The 25,320-nt window shown below is 36.4% G+C and carries 20 protein-coding genes; 11 read left to right on the top strand and 9 right to left on the bottom strand.

Annotated elements, in window-relative coordinates; all coding sequences use genetic code 11:
• Nucleotides 1-59 precede the first annotated feature (59 nt).
• Nucleotides 60-1,523 carry an aminoacyl-histidine dipeptidase gene (locus ICJ85_RS10180; protein ID WP_188223688.1) on the bottom strand — a complete coding sequence of 488 codons (1,464 nt, stop codon included), beginning with the start codon at nt 1,521-1,523 and terminating at the stop codon, nt 60-62.
• A 179-nt stretch (nt 1,524-1,702) separates the two neighbouring features.
• On the opposite strand from ICJ85_RS10180, the gene ICJ85_RS10175 reads away from it, so the two are divergent.
• The 5 genes from ICJ85_RS10175 (at nt 1,703) to ICJ85_RS10155 (ending at nt 9,234) form a co-directional block, all read left to right on the top strand.
• Entirely contained in the window at nt 1,703-2,770 is a 1,068-nt protein-coding gene (locus tag ICJ85_RS10175) for a DUF3810 domain-containing protein (RefSeq protein WP_188223687.1), read from the top strand.
• Between the two features lie 76 nt (nt 2,771-2,846).
• Nucleotides 2,847-5,813, top strand: coding sequence for an amidohydrolase family protein (locus tag ICJ85_RS10170; protein WP_188223686.1), 2,967 nt, complete (start codon nt 2,847-2,849; stop codon nt 5,811-5,813).
• 10 nt (nt 5,814-5,823) lie between these two features.
• Nucleotides 5,824-7,125, top strand: a complete 1,302-nt coding sequence (locus ICJ85_RS10165) for an amidohydrolase family protein (protein ID WP_188223685.1) — start codon at nt 5,824-5,826, stop codon at nt 7,123-7,125.
• Nucleotides 7,126-7,198: 73 nt separating this feature from the next.
• Complete coding sequence (locus ICJ85_RS10160; RefSeq protein WP_188223684.1) at nt 7,199-7,996, top strand: TrmH family RNA methyltransferase; 798 nt, start codon at nt 7,199-7,201, stop codon at nt 7,994-7,996.
• 5 nt (nt 7,997-8,001) lie between these two features.
• Nucleotides 8,002-9,234 carry a M48 family metallopeptidase gene (locus tag ICJ85_RS10155; protein ID WP_188223683.1) on the top strand — a complete coding sequence of 411 codons (1,233 nt, stop codon included), beginning with the start codon at nt 8,002-8,004 and terminating at the stop codon, nt 9,232-9,234.
• A gap of 104 nt (nt 9,235-9,338) precedes the next feature.
• Here ICJ85_RS10155 and hutI read toward each other — a convergent pair whose 3' ends face one another.
• Genes hutI through hutH form a run of 3 tightly spaced genes read right to left on the bottom strand, consistent with a single transcriptional unit; the run spans nt 9,339 to nt 14,072 of the window.
• Entirely contained in the window at nt 9,339-10,577 is a 1,239-nt protein-coding gene (gene hutI / locus ICJ85_RS10150; RefSeq protein ID WP_188223682.1) for an imidazolonepropionase, read from the bottom strand.
• Nucleotides 10,577-12,574: a urocanate hydratase gene (locus tag ICJ85_RS10145; RefSeq protein ID WP_188223681.1), complete on the bottom strand. Its 1,998-nt coding sequence runs from the start codon at nt 12,572-12,574 to the stop codon at nt 10,577-10,579. Before ICJ85_RS10145 ends, hutI begins: the two co-directional genes overlap by 1 nt.
• 7 nt (nt 12,575-12,581) lie before the next feature.
• Nucleotides 12,582-14,072, bottom strand: coding sequence for a histidine ammonia-lyase (gene hutH / locus ICJ85_RS10140; protein WP_188223680.1), 1,491 nt, complete (start codon nt 14,070-14,072; stop codon nt 12,582-12,584).
• Nucleotides 14,073-14,165: 93 nt separating this feature from the next.
• Here hutH and ICJ85_RS10135 point away from each other — a divergent pair, with 93 nt between their 5' ends.
• The 4 genes from ICJ85_RS10135 (at nt 14,166) to ICJ85_RS10120 (ending at nt 18,863) form a co-directional block, all read left to right on the top strand.
• Nucleotides 14,166-15,059, top strand: coding sequence for a LysR family transcriptional regulator (locus ICJ85_RS10135; RefSeq protein WP_188223679.1), 894 nt, complete (start codon nt 14,166-14,168; stop codon nt 15,057-15,059).
• Nucleotides 15,060-15,283: 224 nt separating this feature from the next.
• Entirely contained in the window at nt 15,284-17,092 is a 1,809-nt protein-coding gene (locus tag ICJ85_RS10130; RefSeq protein WP_188223678.1) for a DEAD/DEAH box helicase, read from the top strand.
• A 100-nt stretch (nt 17,093-17,192) separates the two neighbouring features.
• Nucleotides 17,193-17,957 (top strand): carboxypeptidase-like regulatory domain-containing protein, encoded by a 765-nt coding sequence (locus tag ICJ85_RS10125; protein WP_188223677.1) that lies wholly within the window; start codon nt 17,193-17,195, stop codon nt 17,955-17,957.
• A 159-nt stretch (nt 17,958-18,116) separates the two neighbouring features.
• Nucleotides 18,117-18,863 (top strand): peptidase associated/transthyretin-like domain-containing protein, encoded by a 747-nt coding sequence (locus tag ICJ85_RS10120; RefSeq protein WP_188223676.1) that lies wholly within the window; start codon nt 18,117-18,119, stop codon nt 18,861-18,863.
• Here the strand turns inward: ICJ85_RS10120 and ICJ85_RS10115 are convergent.
• Nucleotides 18,860-19,519, bottom strand: coding sequence for a TrmH family RNA methyltransferase (locus ICJ85_RS10115; protein WP_188223675.1), 660 nt, complete (start codon nt 19,517-19,519; stop codon nt 18,860-18,862). The two genes, ICJ85_RS10120 and ICJ85_RS10115, sit on opposite strands and share 4 nt — an antisense overlap.
• A gap of 61 nt (nt 19,520-19,580) precedes the next feature.
• Between ICJ85_RS10115 and ICJ85_RS10110 the strand changes: the two genes are divergently transcribed.
• Together ICJ85_RS10110 and ICJ85_RS10105 are read left to right on the top strand one after the other, a co-directional pair.
• Nucleotides 19,581-20,255: an SIR2 family NAD-dependent protein deacylase gene (locus tag ICJ85_RS10110; protein ID WP_188223674.1), complete on the top strand. Its 675-nt coding sequence runs from the start codon at nt 19,581-19,583 to the stop codon at nt 20,253-20,255.
• Between the two features lie 213 nt (nt 20,256-20,468).
• The gene (locus ICJ85_RS10105) at nt 20,469-20,873 is read left to right on the top strand and encodes an Hsp20/alpha crystallin family protein (RefSeq protein ID WP_188223673.1); all 405 of its coding nucleotides are present in this window, start codon (nt 20,469-20,471) and stop codon (nt 20,871-20,873) included.
• A 1-nt stretch (nt 20,874) separates the two neighbouring features.
• Here the strand turns inward: ICJ85_RS10105 and ICJ85_RS10100 are convergent, their stop codons facing one another.
• From ICJ85_RS10100 to ICJ85_RS10085, 4 genes are all read right to left on the bottom strand, one after another.
• The gene (locus ICJ85_RS10100) at nt 20,875-21,258 is read right to left on the bottom strand and encodes a DUF3037 domain-containing protein (protein WP_188223672.1); all 384 of its coding nucleotides are present in this window, start codon (nt 21,256-21,258) and stop codon (nt 20,875-20,877) included.
• Nucleotides 21,248-22,030: a HipA family kinase gene (locus ICJ85_RS10095; protein ID WP_188223671.1), complete on the bottom strand. Its 783-nt coding sequence runs from the start codon at nt 22,028-22,030 to the stop codon at nt 21,248-21,250. Before ICJ85_RS10095 ends, ICJ85_RS10100 begins: the two co-directional genes overlap by 11 nt.
• 88 nt (nt 22,031-22,118) lie before the next feature.
• Nucleotides 22,119-23,567, bottom strand: coding sequence for a sulfatase family protein (locus tag ICJ85_RS10090; protein ID WP_188223670.1), 1,449 nt, complete (start codon nt 23,565-23,567; stop codon nt 22,119-22,121).
• A gap of 89 nt (nt 23,568-23,656) precedes the next feature.
• Nucleotides 23,657-25,294: an ABC-F family ATP-binding cassette domain-containing protein gene (locus tag ICJ85_RS10085; RefSeq protein WP_188223669.1), complete on the bottom strand. Its 1,638-nt coding sequence runs from the start codon at nt 25,292-25,294 to the stop codon at nt 23,657-23,659.
• Nucleotides 25,295-25,320: the final 26 nt, after the last annotated feature.

Below are 25,320 nucleotides of genomic sequence, written 5' to 3'. Positions count from 1 at the left end.
AAACAAATATGTAAAATATATCGATTAAACGCAAATTTATTCGACAAAATACATTTTAATTAATTTTTACTCGGAATATTTTTCAAAATTTCAAGAACAAAATTCCAGTACTTTTGAACTGATGAAATCTGTGCTCGCTCATCAGGACTGTGTGCGCCTTTAATATTTGGTCCGAAACTAATCATGTCCATTTCAGGGTAATTCTGTCCAAGAATACCACATTCCAAACCGGCGTGACAAGCAGCTACGTGAGCTTTTTCACCATTTAAATCTTCGTATAATTTACTCATCACTTTTAAAATGGCAGAGTCCATATTTGGTGCCCACCCAGGGTAATCCCCTGAAAATTCTACTTCACATCCGGTTAATTCAAATGTTGACCTTAGGGTGTTCGCTAAATCCATCTTAGAACTTTCAACCGAAGAACGTGTTAAGCACCCCACGTGAATGTTTCCGTCTTTTAAAACAACCTTAGCAACATTGTTAGATGTTTCAACTAGATTAGGGATTTCTGCACTCATACGATACACCCCGTTATGTGCAGCATACAATGCTCTGGTAAACCCTTCCTGCACGCCTAAGTCCATAATTTTTTCTGGAGTCTCACATTTAGAAACTACTATTTCTAAATCTGGCTCCATAGTTCTTAGTTCATTTTTAATGATATCTCCTAAAATCTTTGTTTCTAACATAAATGCTTCTTCATGAATAGCATCAATCGCAACAACAGCAACGCTTTCTCGAGGAATGGCATTACGCAGGCTTCCGCCCTCTATTTTAGAAATTCGCAACCCAAAATTTTCAAAACCATCAAATAACATACGGTTCATAATTTTGTTGGCATTCCCCAGACCTTCATGAATTTGCATTCCAGAGTGTCCTCCTTGCAATCCTTTCACCTTAATTTCAAAACCTATTTTAAATTCCGGAGTGTCTTCCTCTTCATAAGTTCTTGTCGCTGTAACATCGATTCCTCCAGCACAACCTACACCTATTTCATTATCCTCTTCAGTATCTAAATTCAATAAAATTCCACCAGTAAGTAAACCGCCTTTTAAGCCCATAGCTCCCGTCATTCCTGTTTCTTCATCGATAGTAAACAGCGCTTCAATAGCTGGGTGAGCAATATCTGTACTTTCTAAAATGGCCATAATGGTAGCCACACCTAAACCGTTATCGGCACCAAGCGTCGTTCCTTTAGCTCTTACCCAATCACCATCTACATACATATCAATGCCTTGCGTATCGAAATCAAAAACGGTATCGTTATTTTTTTGATGAACCATATCCAAATGTGATTGCATCACTACGGTTGTTTTATCTTCCATTCCTGCGGTGGCCGGCTTTTTTATAATGACATTACCAACAGCATCTACTAAGGTTTCTAACCCTAAGTTCTCACCAAAATTTTTCATAAACGTAATAACACGCTCCTCCTTTTTTGAGGGACGTGGTACTTCGTTTAAATCGGCGAATTTATTCCATAATGCTTTGGGTTGAAGTTGTCTTATTTCTGAACTCATTTTTTATATAGTTTTAGTATTACAAAGGTAGCAAAAAGGCACCGAAATTAGCCTTTACTCCTGATGGAAGTGGCATCCTTTTTTGTAAGGAACGATAAAAAAGATATAACGTACAGCAGGAAGAAACCTTAACAAATAAACACCACGCATTGGGTACTTATTTTTATTATTTTTGACATATGCTGAAAAAGAAAAAGACCTTTATTGCCCTGCTTATTATTCCGCAGTACCTACTTATTAAACTACTGGCTCACCATCAAGAGTTTATTGAAACGTATTACAGTAACGGACTGTACCCCGTGATTTCTAAAGTATTTCGATACACATTGGGATGGTTACCATTTTCGTTTGGAGATCTTCTATACGCATTTGCTATAATATATGCTTTGAGGTGGCTTTATATAAATAGAACGCGCATTTGGAAAGACAGTATAAACTGGATGGTTGATATCGCTGCAGCACTATCCATTATTTTCTTCTTATTTCACCTTTGCTGGGGGTTAAACTATCATCGATTACCGTTGCATAAAAATTTAAGTCTTAACTATGATTATACCACTGAACAATTGGTGAAGGTTACGGAAAAACTGATTGAGAAATCGAATGAGCTACATTTAAAAATTACCCATAACGATACACTTAAAGTGACCATGCCTTATAGCAAATCAGAAATTTTAGATTTGGCTCCAAAAGGTTATGAAAACTTAAAAACCATATTTCCGCATTTAGAGTATCATCCGAAAAGTGTAAAAACATCGTTGTTCAGTTACCCGTTAACCTATATGGGGTTTAGCGGTTATTTAAACCCTTTAACCAACGAAGCTCAGATTGATGGAATGATCCCTGCGATTAAAATCCCAACAACCTCATCTCATGAAATTGCTCACCAATTAGGATATGCAGCAGAAAATGAAGCTAACTTTATAGGATGTTTGGCAGCCATAAGCCATGATGATGTCTATTTTAATTATGCCGGTTACACTTTTGGATTACGGTATTGCCTTAATGAAATATATTTTAGAGATGAATGTCTTTACGAGGATTTAGTTGCCGATGTTAATGAGGGCATATTAAAAAACTACAAAGAAACTCGCGACTTTTGGGAGGCTCATGCCAATCCTTTAGAACCGTTTTTTAAATTATTCTACAGTAACTACCTAAAAGCCAATAAGCAAAGTAAAGGCATGCAGAGTTACAGCTATGTGGTTGCCCTATTAAGCAACTACTTCGATGAAAAATCTTTATAAAAAGTTAAATATTACTGAATATTATTCAATAGAAATAGATTTTTCATACATTTAACACTTAACTAACCTCTATCATATGCTGAAAAATTATTTAGCAAGTATGGCTATACTATTATCAACAAGCCTATTTGCTCAGGATTATTTTCCAAAAAATGACGGTGTACATACTATCAATAAAAATTACACCGCCTTAACAAATGCCAAACTATTTGTTACCCCAAAAAAAATTATTGAAAACGGGACTCTACTTATTCAAGACGGAAAAGTGGTTGCGTCAGGTAATTCGATAAGCATTCCCAAAAATGCTGTCATTATCGATGTAGAAGGCAAAAGTATTTATCCTTCTTTTATTGATATCTTCTCTTCTTTCGGAATAGCAGCCCCAACTTCAGTGAGTTCTAGTCGCAGATCTAATCAATATGATGCTTCACGAAGCGGGTATTATTGGAATGACCATATTCTTCCAGACCAACATGCCGTAGATCAATTCAGTTATAATGCTAAAGAAGCAACCGAACTGTTAAAAGCTGGATTTGGTATTGTAAATACTCATATTCCCGATGGCATTATTAGAGGTACCAGTGTTTTAATTACCCTAAATAATAATCAAGGTAACCAATACAGAATATTGGATGCAAATTCCGGACAATACTCCTCTTTTCAACGCAGTAAAACCTCTAAACAGGCCTACCCTAATTCTCTTATGGGTAGTATGGCATTATTACGACAGGTATTTATTGATGCCGAATGGTATAGCAGTGGGCATATAGACACTAAAGATTTGTCCTTAGAAGCCTTTAACGAGAATAAAAATCTGGTTCAATTTTTCGATGCCGGAAGTCGGGCTAACATTATGCGTGCCGATAAAGTTGGAGATGCTTATGGCGTACAATACGTTATGTTAGGTGGCGGTGATGAATACGAGCGTGTTGCAGATATTAAAGCTTCTGAAGCTAAACTTATTTTACCTTTAAACTTCCCTGACACTTACGATGTAGAAGATCCGTTTTTATCGTCGGCATTAACTTTAGGTGATATGCGATCATGGAATCAAAGACCTTCAAACCCAAAAATACTTGCTGATAACGGTATCACTTTTGCCTTCACTACACATAGTACGAAATCTCTAAAAGAATTTAAATCAAACCTATTAAAAGCCATAGAAGCCGGACTTCCAAAAGAAAAAGCCTTAGAAGCATTAACAACAATTCCGGCTCAAATTTTAGGAAAAGAACAAATCATTGGGTTGCTTGAAGAAGGGCATCTGGCAAATTTTATTGTGACTTCAGGTGATATTTTCGATAAGAAAACTACCATCTATGAAAACTGGGTACAAGGTAATAAAACAGCATTCGAAGACATTAATAAAAAAGATATCAAGGGCGATTACAAGGTAACTTTAGCTAATAACGAATATACTATGGCTATTTCAGGTGAACTTAGTAAACCTAAAATTGAAATTAAACAAGATGATCAAAAACTGAAAGCGAAGTTAACTTATAAAGACGATTGGGTTCAAATTGCAATTGCTTCAAAAGATTCTTTAAAACAGGAATTTATTAGAATTGCTGCTCTAGCTGAAAAAGACCGCATGCTTAAAGGAAAATATATTTTACCCAACGGCAGCGAATTTCCTTTTACAGCTACTGCGACAGAAAAAGAAGCTGACGAATCAAAAGCTGAAACAAAAACAGAAGACACTGCTCCCCTTTTTCCTGTAACCTACCCAAACAAAGCATATGGTTTTTCCGAAATGCCAAAAGCCGAAACCTTATTATTTAAAAATGGAACGGTTTGGACTAACGAGAAAGATGGCATTTTAGAACATACCGATGTACTGATAAAAGACGGTAAAATCTCGAAAATCGGTAAAAATTTATCGAATGGTAAAGCAACCATTATCGATGCCACAGGTAAGCATTTAACGGCAGGAATTATAGACGAGCACTCTCATATTGCCGCTTCAGCAATTAATGAAGCCGGACAAAACTCATCTGCCGAAGTTACCATCGAAGATGTTATTAATGAAACCGATGTTAACATTTACCGAAACCTTGCAGGCGGAGTAACTTCCATTCAAATACTGCATGGTTCGGCAAACCCTATTGGAGGGCGTTCCGCCATCATCAAATTAAAATGGGGAGAATCGGCAGATAACCTAGTTTACGACAACACGCCTAAATTCATAAAATTCGCCCTTGGTGAAAACGTAAAACAATCCAACTGGGGTAACGGCAGGTTTCCTCAAACACGTATGGGGGTTGAGCAGGTTTATATCGATTATTTTACCCGAGCAAAAGCATATGATGCTTTAAAGAAAAGCGGTAAACCTTTTAAAACCGATTTAGAACTGGAAGTTTTAGCTGAAATTCTAAATAAAGAGCGTTTTATATCCTGCCACTCTTATGTGCAAAGTGAAATTAATATGCTTATGAAAGTCGCTGAAAAATTCGATTTCAACATCAATACATTCACCCACATCTTAGAAGGTTATAAGGTAGCCGATAAAATGGTAGAACATGGTGTTGGCGGTTCAACCTTTAGTGATTGGTGGGCCTATAAATTCGAGGTTAACGATGCCATTCCATACAATGCCAGTATTATGCATAATGCCGGGGTAACCGTAGCTATTAACAGTGATGATGCCGAAATGTCTCGTCGACTCAATCAGGAGGCTGCAAAAACTATAAAGTACGGTGGTGTTAGTGAAGAAGAAGCCTGGAAATTTGTCACGTTAAACCCGGCCAAACTATTACATCTCGACGATCGAGTTGGTAGTATTAAAGTTGGAAAAGATGCCGATGTCGTTTTATGGTCTCATAATCCATTAAGTATTTATGCTAAAGCTGAAAAAACCATCATAGAAGGTGTTACTTACTTCGATATTGAACGTGATAAAGCCATGCGTGAAGCTATCAAAAAAGAGAAAAGTCAGTTAATCAATATGATGCTTCAATCTAAAAACAAAGGTGCTAAAACGCAACCAGTTAAAAAGAAAGAACATAAACATTTACACTGCGATTCTGTTGAAAATGAGATTTAAAAATATAAAGATGAAAACATTCTTAACCTATATAGCTTTTGTTTGCTCCATGACTGTATTGGCACAGCAAACACCTGCTTCTAAACAAACCAAAGACATTGCCATCATAGGAGCTACTGCTCATATTGGAAATGGTAATACAATTAATAATAGCACCATTATTTTAAGTGAAGGAAAAATAGTTAACATTGTTGACAGCGATGTCGTGAAGCTGAATTTAACCAACGTCGATGTTATAAATGCTGGTGGAAAACACGTTTATCCGGGCTTTATCTTACCAAACTCCACCATGGGATTAGTTGAAATCGATGCCGTTAAAGCCTCTGATGACGAAAAAGAAATGGGGGCCTGGAATCCACACATAAGAAGTTTAATTGCCTATAATGCCGAATCTAAAGTTATTGAAACCTTAAGACCCAATGGTGTGCTAATCGGACAAATTACACCACAAGGCGGACGGATATCCGGCACATCCTCAATAGTTCAATTTGACGCCTGGAACTGGGAGGATGCAGCGATTAAAGTTGATGATGCCATTCACCTAAACTGGCCGAGTAATTTTTCAAGTTCTCATGCCTTCTTTTCAAATACGCGTACGGAAATTTCGGCTAATGAAAAATACGATGCACAGATAAAAGAAATCGAGACCTATTTTAAAAATGCCATAGCTTACAGTAATGGAGACAAACAACCTGTTAACCTTCCTTTTGCTGCTCTTGAAAACATTTTTAGAGGGACACAAAAATTATTCATTCATGTAAATGAAGAAAAAGGGATTATTGATGCTGTCAACTTCATAAAAACATTTCAACTTAACAATGTTGTTATAGTGGGCGCTAAAGAAGCTTATAAAACAGCTGATATTTTAAAAGAAAATAACATTCCTGTGGTTTTAAATCGTGTACACTCCCTTCCTGATAGCGATGACAATGACTATAACTTACCATATAAAACTGCCCGTTTACTGGTTAATCAAGGCGTAACAGTTTGTTTAGATAGTAGTGGAGACATGGAACGTATGAGTTCTAGAAATTTACCATTTTATGCGGGTACAACTGTCACCTATGGACTGTCGAAAGAACAAGCTTTGCAATTAATTACGCTGAATGCTGCTAAGGTTTTAGGTATTGATACCGATTATGGCTCATTAGAAAAAGGAAAAAGTGCTACTTTATTTATTTCGGAAGGAGATGCTTTAGATATGAAAACCAACAACATTTCGCATGCTTTTATTGATGGTAGGCAAATTAGTTTAGAAACCCACCAAACCGAACTTTGGAAGCGGTATTCTAAAAAACTGAAAAACCAATAATAAAAAAGCGAGCTAAAAGGCTCGCTTTTTTATTTAATTCAAGTCTTTTAAATATGTATTTTTGCTTCCAATTATGAGCAAGCAAATAACAAGCATACAGAATTCGTATATAAAACAACTGGTTCAACTTAAAGATAAATCGCGGGAACGTAGAAAATCCGGTTTATTTTTAATTGAAGGGGTTCGTGAACTTTCATTAGCAATAAAAGGCAATTATCAACTTGATACCGTTTTGTTTTACCCCGATTTAATTTCTGAAGATCGACTTAATGAAGTGCTTAATTCTGAAACCAATCTTATTGAAATCTCGAAAGAGGTCTATGAAAAATTAGCCTATCGTGATACTACCGAAGGCGTATTAGCGGTTGCAAAAAGTAAAATTCACAACTTTGAAACTCTAAAATTCAATACCAAAACACCTTTAATTTTAGTTGCCGAAGCTCCGGAAAAACCAGGAAATATTGGGGCGCTCTTAAGAACTGCCGATGCCGCCAACGCCGATGCTGTTATTATTGCTAATCCTAAAACCGATTTATACAACCCGAACATTATTCGTTCGAGCGTGGGTTGTGTATTTACTAACCAGATAGCGACAGGAACGACCGAAGATATCATTTCATTTTTGCGTTCTAACAACATTAATATTTACTGCGCTGCGTTACAAGCCTCAGTTGATTATCACACTCAGGATTTCACCAAACCAACCGCTATTGTTGTTGGAACAGAAGCTACCGGATTAAGTGATACATGGCTACAACATTCTACGCAAAACATCATTATTCCAATGCAAGGTGAAATCGATTCTATGAACGTTTCGGTTGCTGCGGGCATCCTGATTTTTGAAGCTAAACGCCAAAGAAATTTCAAATAAAAACCATGACCTCGACTACTCTATTTTATATTATTATAGCCATAATTGTTATCAACTTTATCGTTGACAAAATTTTAGACGCACTTAATGCTAAACATTTTAATGATGCTTTACCGGAAGATTTACAAGATGTTTACGATGAAACTGAATACAAAAAATCACAAAACTATAAAACCACTAAATATAAATTTGGAATTATAACCTCAACATTTTCTATTGTTTTAACCTTAGGGTTTCTATTGTTAGATGGTTTTGAATTTGTTGATAATATAGCCAGAACCTACAGTGAAAATCCTATTATTGTGGCGTTAATTTTCTTCGGCATTATTATGATTGGAAGCGATATATTAACCACGCCATTTTCATATTACAGCACCTTTGTGGTTGAAGAACAATTCGGATTTAACAAAACAACACTAAAAACCTTTATGCTTGATAAAATAAAAGGCTGGTTGATGATGGCTATTGTTGGCGGAGGAATTCTAGCTTTAATCATTTGGTTTTATCAGTCTACAGGAGAACAATTCTGGTTATATGCCTGGGGATTGGTTACTGTTTTTACCGTATTTATGAATATGTTTTATTCTAAACTTATCGTGCCACTATTTAACAAACAAACGCCATTAGAAGCAGGCGATTTACGCGACAAAATTTCAGCTTATGCCAATACGGTAGGATTTAAACTCGATAAGATTTTTGTTATTGACGGCTCAAAACGCAGCACCAAAGCCAACGCCTATTTTTCAGGGTTTGGAAGTGAAAAACGTGTAACCCTTTATGACACCTTGATTAATGATTTGGATGATGAAGAAATTGTTGCGGTATTAGCTCATGAAGTAGGACACTATAAAAAGAAACACATTATTTTCAATTTAGTATCTTCAGTTTTGCTTACCGGAGTTATGCTTTATGTGTTATCGATTTTCATTTCAAATCCGTTACTATCAAATGCTTTAGGCGTCAACATTCCGAGTTTTCATATTGGACTAATTGCCTTCGGGATGCTATACTCGCCCATTTCTGAAATTACAGGATTAATTATGAATGTGTTTTCACGAAAGTTTGAATACCAAGCCGATGATTATGCCAAAACAACTTATAAAGGAGAACCTTTAATTACATCGTTAAAAAAGTTATCAAAAAACAGTTTAAGCAATTTAACCCCGCATCCGGCGTATGTGTTTATGCACTATTCACACCCTACCCTTTTACAACGCATTCAGAATTTAAAGAAGTAGACTTATGAAAAGGTCAACTAAAAATATTCAAAATATCAATTAACGATAAAAATAAAGGCGTGTTATTCACACGCCTTATTTAGTTTAGTTTGGTAGTTAAACGTTTATACAATAGAGTGACCTTTTATATAAACCGATTCGATTTGATTTGCACCAAATGAATATGGGATAAAGTTATAAGAATTTATTGGTTTCGTCAAAATTAAATTAGCTTCTTTACCTACAGTAATACTTCCAACAGTACCCTGAAGTCCCATAGCATAAGCCCCATTAATAGTTGCAGCGTTTATAGCTTCTTCTGGTGTTAGCTTCATTTTTATGCAAGCTGCCGATACAGCAAAATTCATGTTTCCTGAAGGTGAAGACCCCGGATTATAATCGGTTGCTAAAGCCAAAGGTAGTCCTGCATCAATCATTTTTCGCCCTGGTGTATACGGAATACTTAAGAAGAACGAACAACCCGGTAGAGCTACCGGCATGGTTTTCGAACCTTTCAACGCTTCAATATCTTCATCTTTCATTTCTTCTAAATGATCTACCGAAAGTGCCTCATGTTTTACGCCTGCCTGAACCCCTCCAATTGAGGTAAACTGATTGACATGAATTTTTGAAATTAAACCATGCTTCTTTCCCGCTTCCATAATGAACTCGGTATCTGCAACTGAAAAATAACCTTCTTCACAAAAGATATCAACAAATTCTGCCAAACCTTCTTCTGCAATTTTAGGCATCAGTTTTTCAACTAACATATTTAAATAGCCAGCTTTATCATCTTTATATTCCGTTGGAACGGCATGCGCGCCTAAAAACGTAGCTTTTATAGGTAGCTTGTAATTTTCCTTTAAACGCTTAATCACACGAAGCATTTTTAATTCGGAAGCTTCGGTTAATCCGTAGCCCGATTTAATTTCAACAGCACCCGTACCTAAAGCGATAATTTCATCTAAACGGACTTTGGTTTGCTCGTACAAATCGTCTTCAGAAGTTTCCTGTAATTTCTTTGCCGAATTTAATATACCACCACCTTTAGCAGCAATTTCATGATACGATAAGCCTTTTATCTTATCGACAAATTCACTTTCGCGGTTTCCGGCATACACCAAATGCGTATGCGAATCGCACCAGGTTGGCAATATCATTTTTCCGGTGGCATCAACTACTTTATCTGCTTCAACATTCGGACATTCGGTCATTGAACCAAAATCTTTAATAAGGCCGTCTTCAACTAAAAGATAAGCATCTTTAATGGTTGGTAAGTCGTTCATAGCTTCACCAGACACGAAATCTAAACCTGCTTCTCTTACCTGAATTAATTCTTTTATATTTTTAAATAATGTACGCATTAAAATAAGTTTTTCAGTAAATCGTCTTCTACTAAATTAGGAATAGTCACCGTTAAATTTGGTGTACGCTCCATTTCACGCTTTATAGCGAATAAAGCCTCATCGTTTCTCGCCCAGCTTCTTCTGGCAATACCGTTATTCACATCAAAAAACAACATGTTTTTCAATTTCGCATCTGCTTCTGCTGAACCGTCTAATACCATTCCAAATCCGCCGTTCATCACTTCTCCCCAGCCTACACCACCACCATTGTGGATAGACACCCAGGTAGCGCCTCTAAAGCTATCACCAATAACGTTATGAATTGCCATATCGGCTGTAAATTTACTTCCATCATAGATATTAGATGTTTCTCGATATGGAGAATCCGTTCCGCTCACATCATGGTGATCGCGACCTAAAACCACAGGACCAATTTGTCCTGCCGCAACTGCGTTATTAAAAGCTTCTGCTATTTTAGCGCGCCCTTCGGCATCGGCATATAAAATACGTGCCTGCGAGCCAACTACCATTTTATTTTTCTTCGCATCTTTAATCCACGTAATATTATCCTGCATTTGCAGTTGAATTTCCTCAGGTGAATTTTTCATAATCTCCTGAAGCACATTCATGGCGATTTCATCTGTTTTATCTAAATCTTCCGGTTTTCCTGAAGTACACACCCAACGAAATGGTCCGAAACCATAATCGAAACACATAGGTCCTAAAATATCCTGAACATACGACGGATATTTAAAATCGATATTATTATCGGCCATCACATCTGCTCCTGCACGAGAGGCTTCTAATAAAAAAGCATTTCCGTAGTCGAAGAAATACGTCCCTCTTTCTGAATGCTTATTAATGGCATCGGCATGACGACGTAGTGACGCCTGTACTTTTTCTTTAAATACGTCCGGTTCCTCACGAATTAATCGGTTGGATTCTTCATACGATAACCCTACAGGATAATAACCTCCTGTCCATGGAATATGTAAAGACGTTTGATCGGAGCCTACATGAATGAAAATATCTTCTTCATAAAAACGCTCCCAAACATCCACTACATTTCCAATAAAGGCAATAGAAACCACTTCTTTTGCTTCCTGAGCGGTTTTTACACGAGCCACTAAATCATCTAAATTATCAACTAATACATCAACCCAACCTTGCGCATGACGCTTAGTCGCTGCTTTTTCATTTACTTCAGCCGCAATGGTAATACATCCTGCAATGTTTCCCGCTTTCGGTTGGGCCCCACTCATTCCTCCTAATCCTGCAGTTAAAAATATTTTACCGGCCGGTGCATCTCCTTTTGGTAATTTCTTTCTAAAGGCATTCATCACGGTAATGGTTGTTCCGTGAACGATGCCTTGCGGACCAATATACATGAATGAACCTGCAGTCATTTGTCCGTATTGCGTAACACCCAACGCATTAAATTTCTCCCAATCGTCCGGTTTTGAATAATTAGGGATCATCATACCGTTGGTTACAATCACACGAGGCGCATTTTTAGAAGACGGGAATAATCCCATGGGGTGACCAGAATACATGTGAAGTGTTTGTTCCTCCGTCATCGTTGCTAAATACTGCATGGTTAACAAATACTGCGCCCAATTTTGAAATACGGCTCCGTTACCTCCGTAAGTGATTAACTCTTCAGGGTGTTGCGCCACAGCTGGATCGAGATTATTCTGAATCATCAACATAATGGCTGCGGCTTGAACCGTTTTTGCAGGATATTCTTCAATACCCCTCGCATACATTTTGTAGGCAGGTTTGAAACGGTACATATAAATTCTTCCGAAGTCATTCAACTCCTGAGCAAATTCTGGTGCTAATTCTTCATGCCATGCTTTTGGAAAATAACGCAACGCATTTCGAATCGCCAGTTGCTTTTCATCTTTGCTTAAAATATCTTTTCGCTTTGGTGCTCTATTGGCATCTTTCGGATAATTATATTTAGGTGGTAATTCACTTGGAATTCCCTGTAATATGAGTTCTTGAAATGTCATAGTTGGATTATTTTACAATGAATGCCTGATTTTTAACTAACTGAATTAATGCATTAATGTCGTCTTTAAGAATGCGATCTTCTTCTAACTTCGCTACTTTACTTCTAATAATCGCGAAATTTTTCTCTAATATTACTGAAAACGTATTTGGACGTCTAAACTCCATAGCCTGTGCCGCATACATTAACTCGATGGCTAAAATCTTTTCAATATTTCCTAAAATTTGATTGAACTTACGCCCTGAAATACTTCCCATCGACACATGATCTTCCTGACCTAAAGAGGTTGGAACACTATCGGCAGATGGAGGAAAACACAGCGATTTATTTTCGGTAACTAAGGCCGCTGTGGTGTATTGAGGAATCATAAAACCACTATTTAACCCACCACTTGCGGTTAATAATCTTGGTAAACCAAACTTACCTTCCAATAGTAAATAACATCTTCTATCGGCTATATTCCCTAATTCTGATGCTGCAATTGATGCATAATCTAATGCCATCGCTAAGGGTTGCCCATGAAAGTTTCCACCTGAAATGGCTTCGGTTTCACTCAACACAATCGGGTTATCTGTTACCGAATTCATTTCAATTTCAGCCAATTCACTCAAGTGATAATACGCATTTCTTGAAGCTCCGTGCACCTGAGGAATACAACGCATAGAATATGGATCCTGAACGCGCTCACAGTTTTCATGCGACTTGATATTATTTGAATTTTCAAACAACATGCGCATACGCTTTGCTACTTCTAAATTCCCTTGAAACGGACGAATACTATGTAATAATTCTTTAAAAGGCGATTCGCTTCCCTGATAACCTTCTAAACTCATGGCTCCGGCAACATCTGCTAAATCTAACAGATACTCCATTTTTTTCAGTCCTTTAATGGCATGCGACAGAATAAATTGCGTTCCGTTAATTAGGGCTAAACCTTCTTTAGCTGCCAGTTCGATAGGTTCCAAATTATGAGCTTTTAAAACCTCTTTTGCAGGAACAATGTCATTTCCCATCCAGAATTCACCTTCACCGAATAATGGTAAAAATAAATGTGATAAAGGCGCTAAATCACCAGAAGCCCCTACCGAACCTTGTTCAGGCACAACTGGCAATAAATCATTTTCTATAAAATAAATGATTCGTTCAATAACTTCCAGACGAATCCCCGAAAAACCCCTACTTAAAGCATGTGCTTTACATATTAGCATGATTTTAGAAAGTTCTTTATCAATTGGGTTACCCACACCAACGGCATGCGTAATCAATAAATTCTTTTGAAGTAAACTGGTTTCTTCTGGCGAAATTTTCACATCACATAATGGTCCGAATCCCGTATTTATACCATATACAGCCTTACTGGAATTGGCCATAACTTCTACCTTCGCTCTACATTCGTTAACTTTTGCTATCGCATAATCGGTTAACACTCCCTTCATCTTTCCTGAAGCTATATCAAGAACCTTATCTACCGTTAGTTTATCTACGCCGTATACAAACATATTTATGTTATTAAGTTGAATTTTATTTATTTCTACAAAATTATCAATAAATTTGATACCTAATAATACCATTATTATAAACCAATAATAACCATGAGTTATCAAATAGAATTCAGACATCTTAAATATTTCCTCGCCGTTGCAGAAACTTTACACTTTAGAAAGGCGGCTGAAAAGCTATTTATTTCACAACCGGGATTAAGCCGACAAATCAAAGAAATGGAAGATGTGTTAGAAGTAAAACTTTTTGATAGACACAACCGACAGGTGAAACTAACTCCGGCAGGCATCTACTTAAAAGAGGAACTCTCCAAAAACTTAAAGAGTTTAGACGCCATTTTGCATCATGCTAAATTATTGGAAGAAGGTAAAGATGGTCAGTTGAATTTTGGTTATGTCGGTTCGGCGATGCAACATATTATTCCCGATTTATTATTGAAATTCACCAAATCGCATCCTAATATTCTGTTTAGTTTAAAGGAAATGGATAATAACAAACAGATTGAAGGTTTAATTTCTCAGGACATTGATATTGGTTTTGTACGCTTGGAACGTATTCCAAAAGGGTTAATGGCCACTCCTGTTTTAAAGGAACCGTTTTGTTTGGTGTTACCAAAAGAACACCCTATTGATATGAATAACTTTGAAAGTTTATCGCAATTAAAAGATGAGCCTTTTATTCTTTTCGATCCGGAATACAGTTCTTCTTACTATGAAAATGTGATGGACATTTTTCATCACAGCGGTTTTTCGCCTTTAGTATCCCACAATACCATTCACGCCGATTCTATCTATAAACTGGTTGAAAATAACTTCGGTATTTCTATTGTTCCAAAATCACTTCAAAATCATTCTATTTCAACTATTAAATTTATTGAATTAGATAACATTCCTCAGCGCACTACCCTTTCAGCAGTTTGGAATACAGACAATAGAAACCCCATTCTTAACAAAATACTTACTTTAATTCATAAAGAAATTTCATAAACACCTTAAAAACAAAGCAAACGACTAACATTTAACGAATAATTAATACCATTAGACACGTCACGTCAGTTGTTGTTAAAATAAAAAGTCTATCTTTGCCGCTTGAAATCCCGAAAGGGTTTATTCCTCAGAGTGAGGATGTGTTACTGGAAGTTTAGGTTTAAGTATGTCGATTCACTTCTTATGTAGCACTACATAACATAATCGAATACTTACATAAAAGAATGAGCACATTCCATGATTTAGGTCTTAACAATGACCTATTACAAGCTATTACAGATTTAGGTTTTGAAAAACCTAGTGAAGTTCAAGAAAAAGCAATCCCTTTATTATTAGAATCTGAAAGCGATTTAGTGGCTTTAGCGCAAACCGGTACCGGAAAAACGGCTGCTTTTGGTTTCCCAATGCTTCAAAAAATAGATTTAAATAGCCGTACTACACAAGGGTTAATCTTGTCGCCTACGCGTGAACTTTGTTTACAAATTGCAAACGAATTAAAAGCTTACGGTAAATACTGTAAAGGCTTAAATGTTGCTGCTATTTACGGTGGTGCTAGTATTACCGATCAAGCCAGAGAAGTAAAACGTGGTGCACAAATTCTTGTGGCTACGCCTGGTCGTATGAAAGATATGATTAGCCGTAACATGGTAGATATTACTAAAATTGAATATTCTGTTTTAGATGAAGCCGATGAGATGTTAAACATGGGCTTTAAAGAAGATATTACTGATATTCTATCGCATACACCTGCAGATAAAAGCACCTGGTTATTTTCTGCAACCATGCCTAAAGAAGTAGCTGCAATTGCAAAAAACTTTATGCATAATCCACAGGAAATTACAGTGGGTAATAAAAATGAAAGTTCTAACAACGTTTCTCATGAGTATTATTTAGTGAATGCCAGAGACCGTTACCAGGCTTTAAAGCGCTTAGCGGATGCAAACCCTGATATTTTTTCAGTAATATTCTGTCGTACAAAACGAGACACTCAAAAAGTTGCCGAACAACTTATTGAAGATGGTTACAACGCTGGTGCTTTACACGGCGATTTAAGTCAGAACCAACGTGATTTGGTAATGAACGCGTTCCGTAAAAACCAGATTCAAATGCTTGTAGCTACCGATGTAGCCGCTCGTGGTATTGATGTTGACGATGTAACTCACGTAATCAACTACCAGTTACCTGACGAGGTTGAAACCTATACCCACCGTTCTGGTCGTACCGGACGTGCTGGTAAAACGGGGGTGTCTATGGTTATCGTTTCAAAAAGTGAAGTTCGAAAAATAAAGAGTATCGAGCGTATCATTAAAAAGCAATTCGACAAAAAAGACATTCCGAACGGTATGGAAATTTGCGAAGTGCAGTTAATGTCGCTAGCTAATAAAATTCACAATACTGAAATCAATCACGAGATTGACAAATATTTAACCAGTATTAATGAATTGTTTGAAGATACAACCAAAGAAGAATTAATTAAAAAAGTATTCTCTGTTGAGTTTACTCGTTTCTTTAACTATTACCAGAAAGCAAAAGACCTTAATATTTCAGAAGGTTCTCAAGATAGCGGTCGTGAGTTTAAAGGTGGTAAAAACGATTCTACGCGTTACTTTATCAATGTTGGAGGTAAAGATGGTTTCGATTGGATGAAACTTAAAGACTTCTTAAAAGAACAATTAGACTTAGGTCGTGATGATATCTTTAAAGTAGAAACTAAAGACAGTTTCTCTTTCTTTAATACGGAAAACGAACTTAGGGAAAAAGTGTTAGCGCACTTCACCGACTTTAAACACGAAGGTCGCTTTGTAAATGTTGAAGTTTCTGAAAACCGTGGTGGCGGTGGCAAACGTGGCGGAAAACGTTCTGGAGGACCAAGAAGTGATAGACGCGGTGGTAATAAAGACTCTCGTCCAAGACGTTCAGGCGATTTCAAAGCCTCAAATGGAGAAAGATCTGGAAAATCAAGAAGACGTTCAGAAGGCGATTCAAAATCTAACAACTCTAAAATTTCAAGACCAAGACGTTCAAGAAGATAGGTCTGAATTTTGTTAATTTTAAGTCAAAAAAAATTATTGACGACTTGTTTTATTCATTAGTTTAGTACATTTATAGACGAATAAGCGTTATTTAATTTACATGAAAAATTACCTACTACTTTTCTTTTTATTAGTTTTTTCAACTATTAGTATAGCACAGGAAGCCGAAAAGGCTTTAGGAGTAGTAGTTAATTCTTCCGATGGAAAACCATTGGAAAATGTAAACATCGTCAACCTGAATCAGGTTATAGGTACAGCGACAAATAAACAGGGAGAATTTGAAATTAATGCCAAACCTAATGACACTTTACATTTATCGTATTTAGGTTTTAAGTCCATTAAAGTTAGAGTTACTAACGACTGGCTTAAATTTGGTTCAGCCACTATCGAGTTAACCGAATTAGCTTTGGCGCTTGAAGAAGTTGTGGTAAACCAGCTAAAATTAACCGGATATTTAGAAGTTGATGTTAAGCAGGTTCCTGTAATTAATGATAATTACAGATACCAGATTTCAGGGTTACCAAGCACGGGCTACGAAGCCAACTCGGCTGGAACCTTATCAAAAATTGTAGGATCCATATTTAACCCTGCCGATTTTTTACATCGTACGTTTGGTAAAAAGCCTAACGAAATGCGAAAGCTTAAAAAGATGAAGCAGGATGATGAAATACGTAACCTTTTAGCATCGCGTTTCGATCGGGAAATGTTAATGGCTTTACTAAATATTGATCGTGTAGATTTAGATGAAATTGTAAGTCAGTGTGATTATTCAAAAGAATTTATTCAAACAGCGAATGACCTGCAAATTCTTGATGCGATCAGTGAATGTTACGAAGAATACAAGCTGTTAAACCGAGAGCGATAACACAAAAAATTATAACTAAAAAAGGAAGCCAAGTGCTTCCTTTTTTTTATCTATAACCTTTAAATCTTTGTTAAATAGAGCGTTAAACTTTCATAAAGCGTATTTCAACTTACTTACAAAACCCTAATTTAAACACGAATTAACTTACAAACCGTGTTTATGAATAACATTACTTATCTTCTGTTTCTTATTCTTCCAATATCCATTTATGCACAGCATGTAAACGGAAGGGTTTACAACGAAAAGTCTACCGCAAAAAATATTGGTGTTTTTAATCTCACTACACGCCAATACACTTATACAAACGAAGATGGTGATTTTACGATTAAAGCGGCAGTTAACGATACCTTATTATTTTCATCTGAATTTTACAAACCGCAACAACTTATTGTTCAAAATAAACACTATAACATGACCAATGTTATAGAACTTAAAACTCAGGTGAATACTTTAGGTACAGTCAGTCTGAGTTATACTGCTAAATTCAACGCTAATAAATATCAGGCTAATTTAGGGGAACAAATAGCAAACGACATAAAAAACCGGCCTTATTTATACAGTCCACCACCAAACCCACAAGGCGATTTAACCTTACTAGTAGACCTTATTAGAAGCCTCTTTAAATCTAAAAAAATTAAGGAAACTCCTCCTAAACCGATGACCTATAAAAACTTTTATGCCCTGTTCAACACCAATGATTTCTTTTCGGAAGACTTATTGATAAATGATTTAAATATTGAAAGAAAGCACATTCCTCTATTCTTCGATTATTGTGATGCCAAACAACTAAAAAATGATTTGCTGTTACCTGAAAATAAAATGATATTGCTAGATTCTTTAATAAAATTCAGTAGAACATTTAAAACTCATATTGCTGAAGTTGATTCTACATTAATAAAAAACTAATTCTTATCCTTATAATAATGCGCTACAATATCGTCGTAACTTTTAATAGTCTTTTTAACCCAGTCTAAACGCTTTTCAAGTTTTTCTTCTTCTGTTAATTGCCAATCCACGTTGCTTTGTTTTAATTTAGTTGTAACATGCTGAAGAATAATAGCTGCACTTACAGAAATATTTAAACTTTCGGTAAAACCAGACATCGGTATTTTTAAATAACTATCGGCTGCATTTAAAACCTCATCCGACAGACCTTCGGTTTCTCTTCCAAAGAAAAAACAAGACTTTTTAGTCGCATCAAATTCATGTAGCTCACAATCGTTAGTGTGGGGTGTCGTTGCTACAATTTGGTAGCCTTTCTGCTTTAAATCGGCTATACAATCCTTTACGGTATGATATCTGTTTAAATCCACCCATTTTTGAGCTCCCATTGCAATTTCACGATCAATTCTTTTAGAATTTCGCTCTTCAACAATATTCACTTCCTGTATTCCAAACACATCACAACTGCGTATCACGGCACTGGTATTATGCAGTTGGTACACATCTTCAGTAGCTACGGTAAAGTGCTTGGTGCGTTGTTCTAATACTTTATGGAATTTTTCTCGGCGAGAATCGGTTAAATACGTTTCTAAATACTCTAAAAGTTTTTCATCTATCATGCGTCAAAATTAATAAATTTATACCTCCAAAGATATACCCTCATTCAGTAATTCTGTATAAATGAAAAAACATATTGTTGTACTTACCGGAGCAGGCATGAGTGCCGAAAGTGGCATTAAAACCTTTAGAGACGAAAATGGCTTATGGGAAGGGCATGATGTTATGGAAGTTGCAACACCTGAAGGTTTTAATGCGAATCCTGAATTAGTTTTAGAATTTTACAACCAACGCCGTAAACAGCTTTTCGAAGTAGAACCCAATTTGGCTCACAAAGCGATAGCCGAATTAGAAAAAGACTATCATGTCTCTGTGATTACGCAAAATGTTGATGATTTACATGAACGTGCTGGAAGCAATCAAGTCATTCATTTACATGGCGAATTATTAAAAGTAAGAAGCACTTTTGATGAAACAGATATTATCGACTGGACAACCGATTTAAAACTAGGTGATACCTGCCGAAAAGGGTATCAATTACGACCACACATAGTTTGGTTTGGTGAAGATGTTCCTATGATACCAAAAGCGATAAGCATTTGTGAAACAGCCGATATTTTATTGATTATAGGAACATCAATGCAAGTCTATCCTGCCGCTGGATTAAGACACTACATTCCTTCAGGTACACACACCTATTTCATAGATCCTAAACCGACCATACGAAGCGGTTCTAAATTAACTGTAATTGCTGAAAATGCCACGATTGGTATGAAACAACTTTTAGAGCATTTGTAAAACCAGCCTAAACCACTTTTCAAGACACTGACAATTAACAAATTAAAATTAAGGTTTTAACATTTGTTAACTTGCATTTTATATTTTAATTGTTATCTTTAGAACTCTCTCCATGGTATAGAAAACATACCATTAACCCTGACCTTGAATGCGAGCCCTACGGCTTATGCAATTTCCTTTACCAACAAACGAACTAAAACAAACAACAACACCATGACTCCTAGTACTAACACAGACAAAAAACGGTCGTATTCATCGTATTACAACAGACAAGACGCAATTAAAAACGAAAAGTACAAACAAGAATTAAATAAAACTCCGGGGTTACCAAAAACCGACATTAAGGAGACCAACAAAACTTACCATTACGAATTAAAAATCCCGGGGTATGTTAAAGATGATTTTAATTTCTATATCGCCGGTGATAAATTAGTAGTTACTACGGAACGAAGACGACACAACAAAGAAATTGAGCCTAATACGCCTTCAAGACATTCATACTGTTATCCATCAGCACTTTTTAAACACAAATTTGCACTACCAGATAATATTGTTAGAAACAAAATAACCGTAGATTATTGTGATGAAGTTTTAAGTTTCGACTTATTTAAAAAATAATTTACAACACAAACTTTTCAAAAATCTCCTCTAAAGTCTGTTCTGGATCCTTACAAAGTCCGGAATGGACTTCTGAGCTTTGTATAATAGTACTTCGCGACGCCGTTAACCAATGAAATCGATCTGGTAACTCTAAAGCTCCTATACGCCCTCCTGCCGATTTACCTTCACAAACCAATTTCCAGGCTTCAAGATATTTATTAATTAAATCGACATCTACATCCTTACAAAACGCTTCAAGCTTAGAATTATCAATATGATATTTTACTCCAAGAAACTTCTTCTGCTTAGCGTAAACAATAGCTCCTATATTAAAGAATTCGCCGCGTTCCACTTTAGGGACTAAACGAATGATAGCATATTCAAACTTAATTCTATCTTGCATCTTCAGCCTCTTTAACCAGTTTATCAATCATAGCTAATTTAGCCTGAAAGTATTCCATATAAGCCAATCGCATGTCTTCGGGGCTCATTTTTTCCGATTCATCTAACAACCAATCCTCCGGAATTAATGCTATGATTTCTTCTAATTTTTCACTAGAAAACGCCTTTTTAATCTCCTTAGCAGCCTCACCTAGTTTTGTGGCCCATGGCAATAACACATGATCTTTTATTAACGGAAATGTTCGAGTTAGGTGATTTTTGTACAAATCCCAATTGTGATGAAAATAAAAACTAGCCCCATTATCTATAACCCACAACTCGTTATTCCAGATGAGTAAATTTGTGTTTTTAACCGTGCGATCGATGTTACTGATAAGACTATCTAACAGAACAATTTTAGAAGCCGTAATCGCATCGACAGCATTGACTAACGGATCGAAAGTTATAGCTCCCGATAAAAAATGTAATCCGAGATTGAGACCAACACTAAATTTGAGTAAATCTTGAATTTCTTCGTCTGGCTCAGTTTTACTAAAAGAATCATCTAAATTCATAAAGACCAGCTCTGGAACTTTTAAACCAAGTGCTCTGGCCAACTCTCCTCCCATCAGCTCTGAAATCAAGGCTTTTTTTCCCTGACCGGCGCCTCGAAACTTCAGTACATAAAAAAAATCATCATTTGCATTTACAATGCCCGGAAGCGACCCACCTTCTCGTAAAGGTTTTATATACTGAACCACATCAACAGTTCGTATGTCAATCGTTTTACTCATGAGGCAAAGATAAAAAGTAATAACTAACTAAGCAGCTATGAAAATTAAGAAAAGTATATGGCTTTAAATATTAGAATCTAGGTATTAATTATTCCTTATCCCAGAAACTCCCTTCTACTTTCAATTGTTTCTCAAACGCTTCAAATTCGTTTAACAATTCTGAAACCAACTCTGGGTTGTCGTTGGCTACATCAATACGTTCACCTAGATCCTTTTCAACCTGAAATAACAAAGGTGTTTCTTTTGAGGCTACATAGCCATAATCGTTCCCTGTTTGCGACCCTATACGTGTATGTAATTTCCAAGCATCTTTTCTAATTGCTGACGGATAATTATCATCATAGGAATAGAAAAACTCAAAATCATCGAATTGAGATGCGGATGATTCGTTAAGTAGTAAATCACTAATATCGCGACCGTCAATCGTTCTGTCTTTTGGTAATTCAGCTCCTGTAATAGACAATATGGTAGGCAAAATATCTAAAGTACTTATTGGAGTTTGCTCATTTCTGTCCCCTTTAATTTTAGCTGGCCAGCTAATAATTCCCGGAACCCGATGACCACCCTCCCAAGTGGAACCTTTTCCATCTCTAAAGGGTGTTGCATAACCTACTTTCAGGCGTGTATCACCATACTTTTCACTATCAGAACGTGTGCTCCATTTAATCCAAGGGCCGTTATCTGATGAGAAAATTACAATGGTATTCTCTCCAATACCAACTTCTTCTAGTGTACTACAAATTTCTCCGATTGCAGCATCTAACTCTTCCATGACATCTCCTAATTCACCATTTCTAGATTTCCCTTTAAATTTATCACTTACAAACAAGCCCAAATGCGGCATATTATATGGAATGTAGGCGAAAAACGGATTTGACTTATTCTTTTTAATGAAGTTAACAGCAGCCTTAGTACATACCCCTGTAAGCGATTCTGAAGCCAGCGTATCGGAAGGTAAATTTTTAGCTAAAACCTTATATCCTTTTGCCGGACTATGACCTTCAGTATCACTTTGCAATAACATTGAATTATTATAATCGTGAGACACATTGGTACCTATCCACTCATCGAAACCATGAGCTAATGGCAAGGCGTCAGGCGTAAAATTATTCTTCTCGTTAGGTGTTCCTAAATGCCATTTTCCGAACATACCTGTTTTATACCCTACTGATTTTAATCCTTCTGCTAAAGTCAACTCATCGGTATGAATATACTGTTTTGTTCCAGGAGCAATAACCCACCAACCTAATCCTGAGCGTCCCGGATAACGTCCTGTAAGCAGAGAATATCGTGATGCCGAACAAGCAGCAGCCGTAACATAAAACTGGGTAAAACTAACACCACTTTCTTTAAGTTTGGTGATGTTTGGTGTTTTTATTGTTGGATTTCCATTATGTGCTACATCTCCATAACCACTATCATCAAGATAAAACAAAACCACATTAGGTTTGGAAGTATCAACTTGATCTATCTTAGACGTTGATGTATTACAAGAAAAAAACGACAGCGCTACTAAACAATAAAAAAGAGGTTTCATAAATTTTATTCTAAAAAGGGTATGTTTTAATGCACCCTAAAGTAAAATAATTTTATGGTTTACCTAATTTATTTAGACAGACGCCAGTTTTAAGCCTTTAAATCGATTTGTTTTAAACTCTCTATGCGATTACGTTTTAAGAAATCGTCGATAGTTTCAAAGTGTTCAATAACACGCTGGTCCTTAAATTCGAAAACCTTTTGCGATAATCCTTGAAGAAAATCACGGTCGTGAGACACCAAAATCAAAGTACCATCGAAATTCTTTAAGGCTTCTTTTAGAACATCTTTCGATTTTAAATCCAAGTGATTGGTTGGCTCATCGAGAATTAGCAAATTCACCGGCTCTAAAAGTAATTTTACCATGGCCAGTCGTGTTTTTTCTCCACCTGAAAGCACACCTACTTTTTTATCGATATCGTCACCTTTAAACATAAAACCTCCTAAGATGTTTTTTATCTGCGTACGAATATCGCCTTCGGCAACTTCATCAACGGTTTGGAAAATGGTTAAATTATCATCTAATAAAGACGCCTGGTTTTGGGCAAAGTAGCCCACTTTAACATTATGACCTAAACCACACTGTCCTTGCACATCAATCTCTCCCATAATCGCTTTTATCATGGTCGATTTCCCTTCTCCATTTCGTCCGACAAAAGCAACCTTTTCTCCTCGTGAAATAGACATATTAGCGTCTCTAAACACCACATGGTCATCGTAAGATTTAGATAAATCCTTAACCGTTACCGGATAATCTCCGGAACGTGGTGCCGGAGGAAATCGTAATTTTAACGCCGAAGTATCAACTTCATCAACTTCAATAATTTCCAGTTTTTCAAGCATACGTTCGCGCGAATTTACCTGATTGGTTTTAGAATATGTACCTTTAAAACGCTCTATAAACGCTTTCGTTTCAGCAATAAATTTTTGCTGTTCTTCATAGGCTTTTAACTGATGTATTCTACGGTCTTCACGCAATTGTAAGTAATGTGAATAGTTCGCTTTATAATCGTAAATACGCCCCATAGTCACTTCTATGGTACGGTTAGTAATATTATCGATAAATGCCTTATCGTGCGAAATCACCATAACAGCTTTGGCCTTATTAACTAAAAAGTCTTCTAACCAGATTACCGATTCAATATCAATGTGGTTAGTAGGCTCATCGAGAAGGATTAAATCTGGTTTTTGCAATAATATTTTAGCTAGCTCAATACGCATGCGGTACCCCCCGCTAAACTCGCTAGTTAATCGTGTAAAATCTTCACGTTTAAACCCTAAGCCACGTAAAGCTTTTTCAACTTCGGCATCATAATTCACCTCTTCAAGCGCATAGAATTTCTCCCCTAAATCGGATACTTTTTCAATGATTTTCATATAATCATCAGACTCGTAATCAGTACGGGTTTCCAGCTCTTTATTAAGACGAGCCATTTCGTCTCGCATTTCAAAAATATGATTGAAGGCTTTTGATGCTTCCTCAAAAACCGTACAGTCGTCTTCAGTTAATAAATGCTGTGGTAAATAAGCAATCACTACATCTTTTGGAAAACGCACAGCACCGCGCGTTGCTTTTTGCTCGCCTGCAATAATTTTCATCATGGTACTTTTCCCAGCTCCATTTTTTCCCATTAAAGCAATTTTATCGTTCTCATTAATAGTAAACGACACATCACTAAATAACGCACTTCCGCCAAATTCTACTGCTAAAGCATCAACTGAAATCATATTCTAAATTTTAAAGCCGCAAAGCT

The organism is Aestuariibaculum marinum, assembly GCF_014596975.1.
In the GTDB taxonomy this organism is placed as follows: Bacteria; Bacteroidota; Bacteroidia; order Flavobacteriales; family Flavobacteriaceae; genus Aestuariibaculum; species Aestuariibaculum marinum.
Note: the sequence above shows the minus strand (reverse complement) of the source record. Positions and strands in the feature narration are given on the sequence as shown.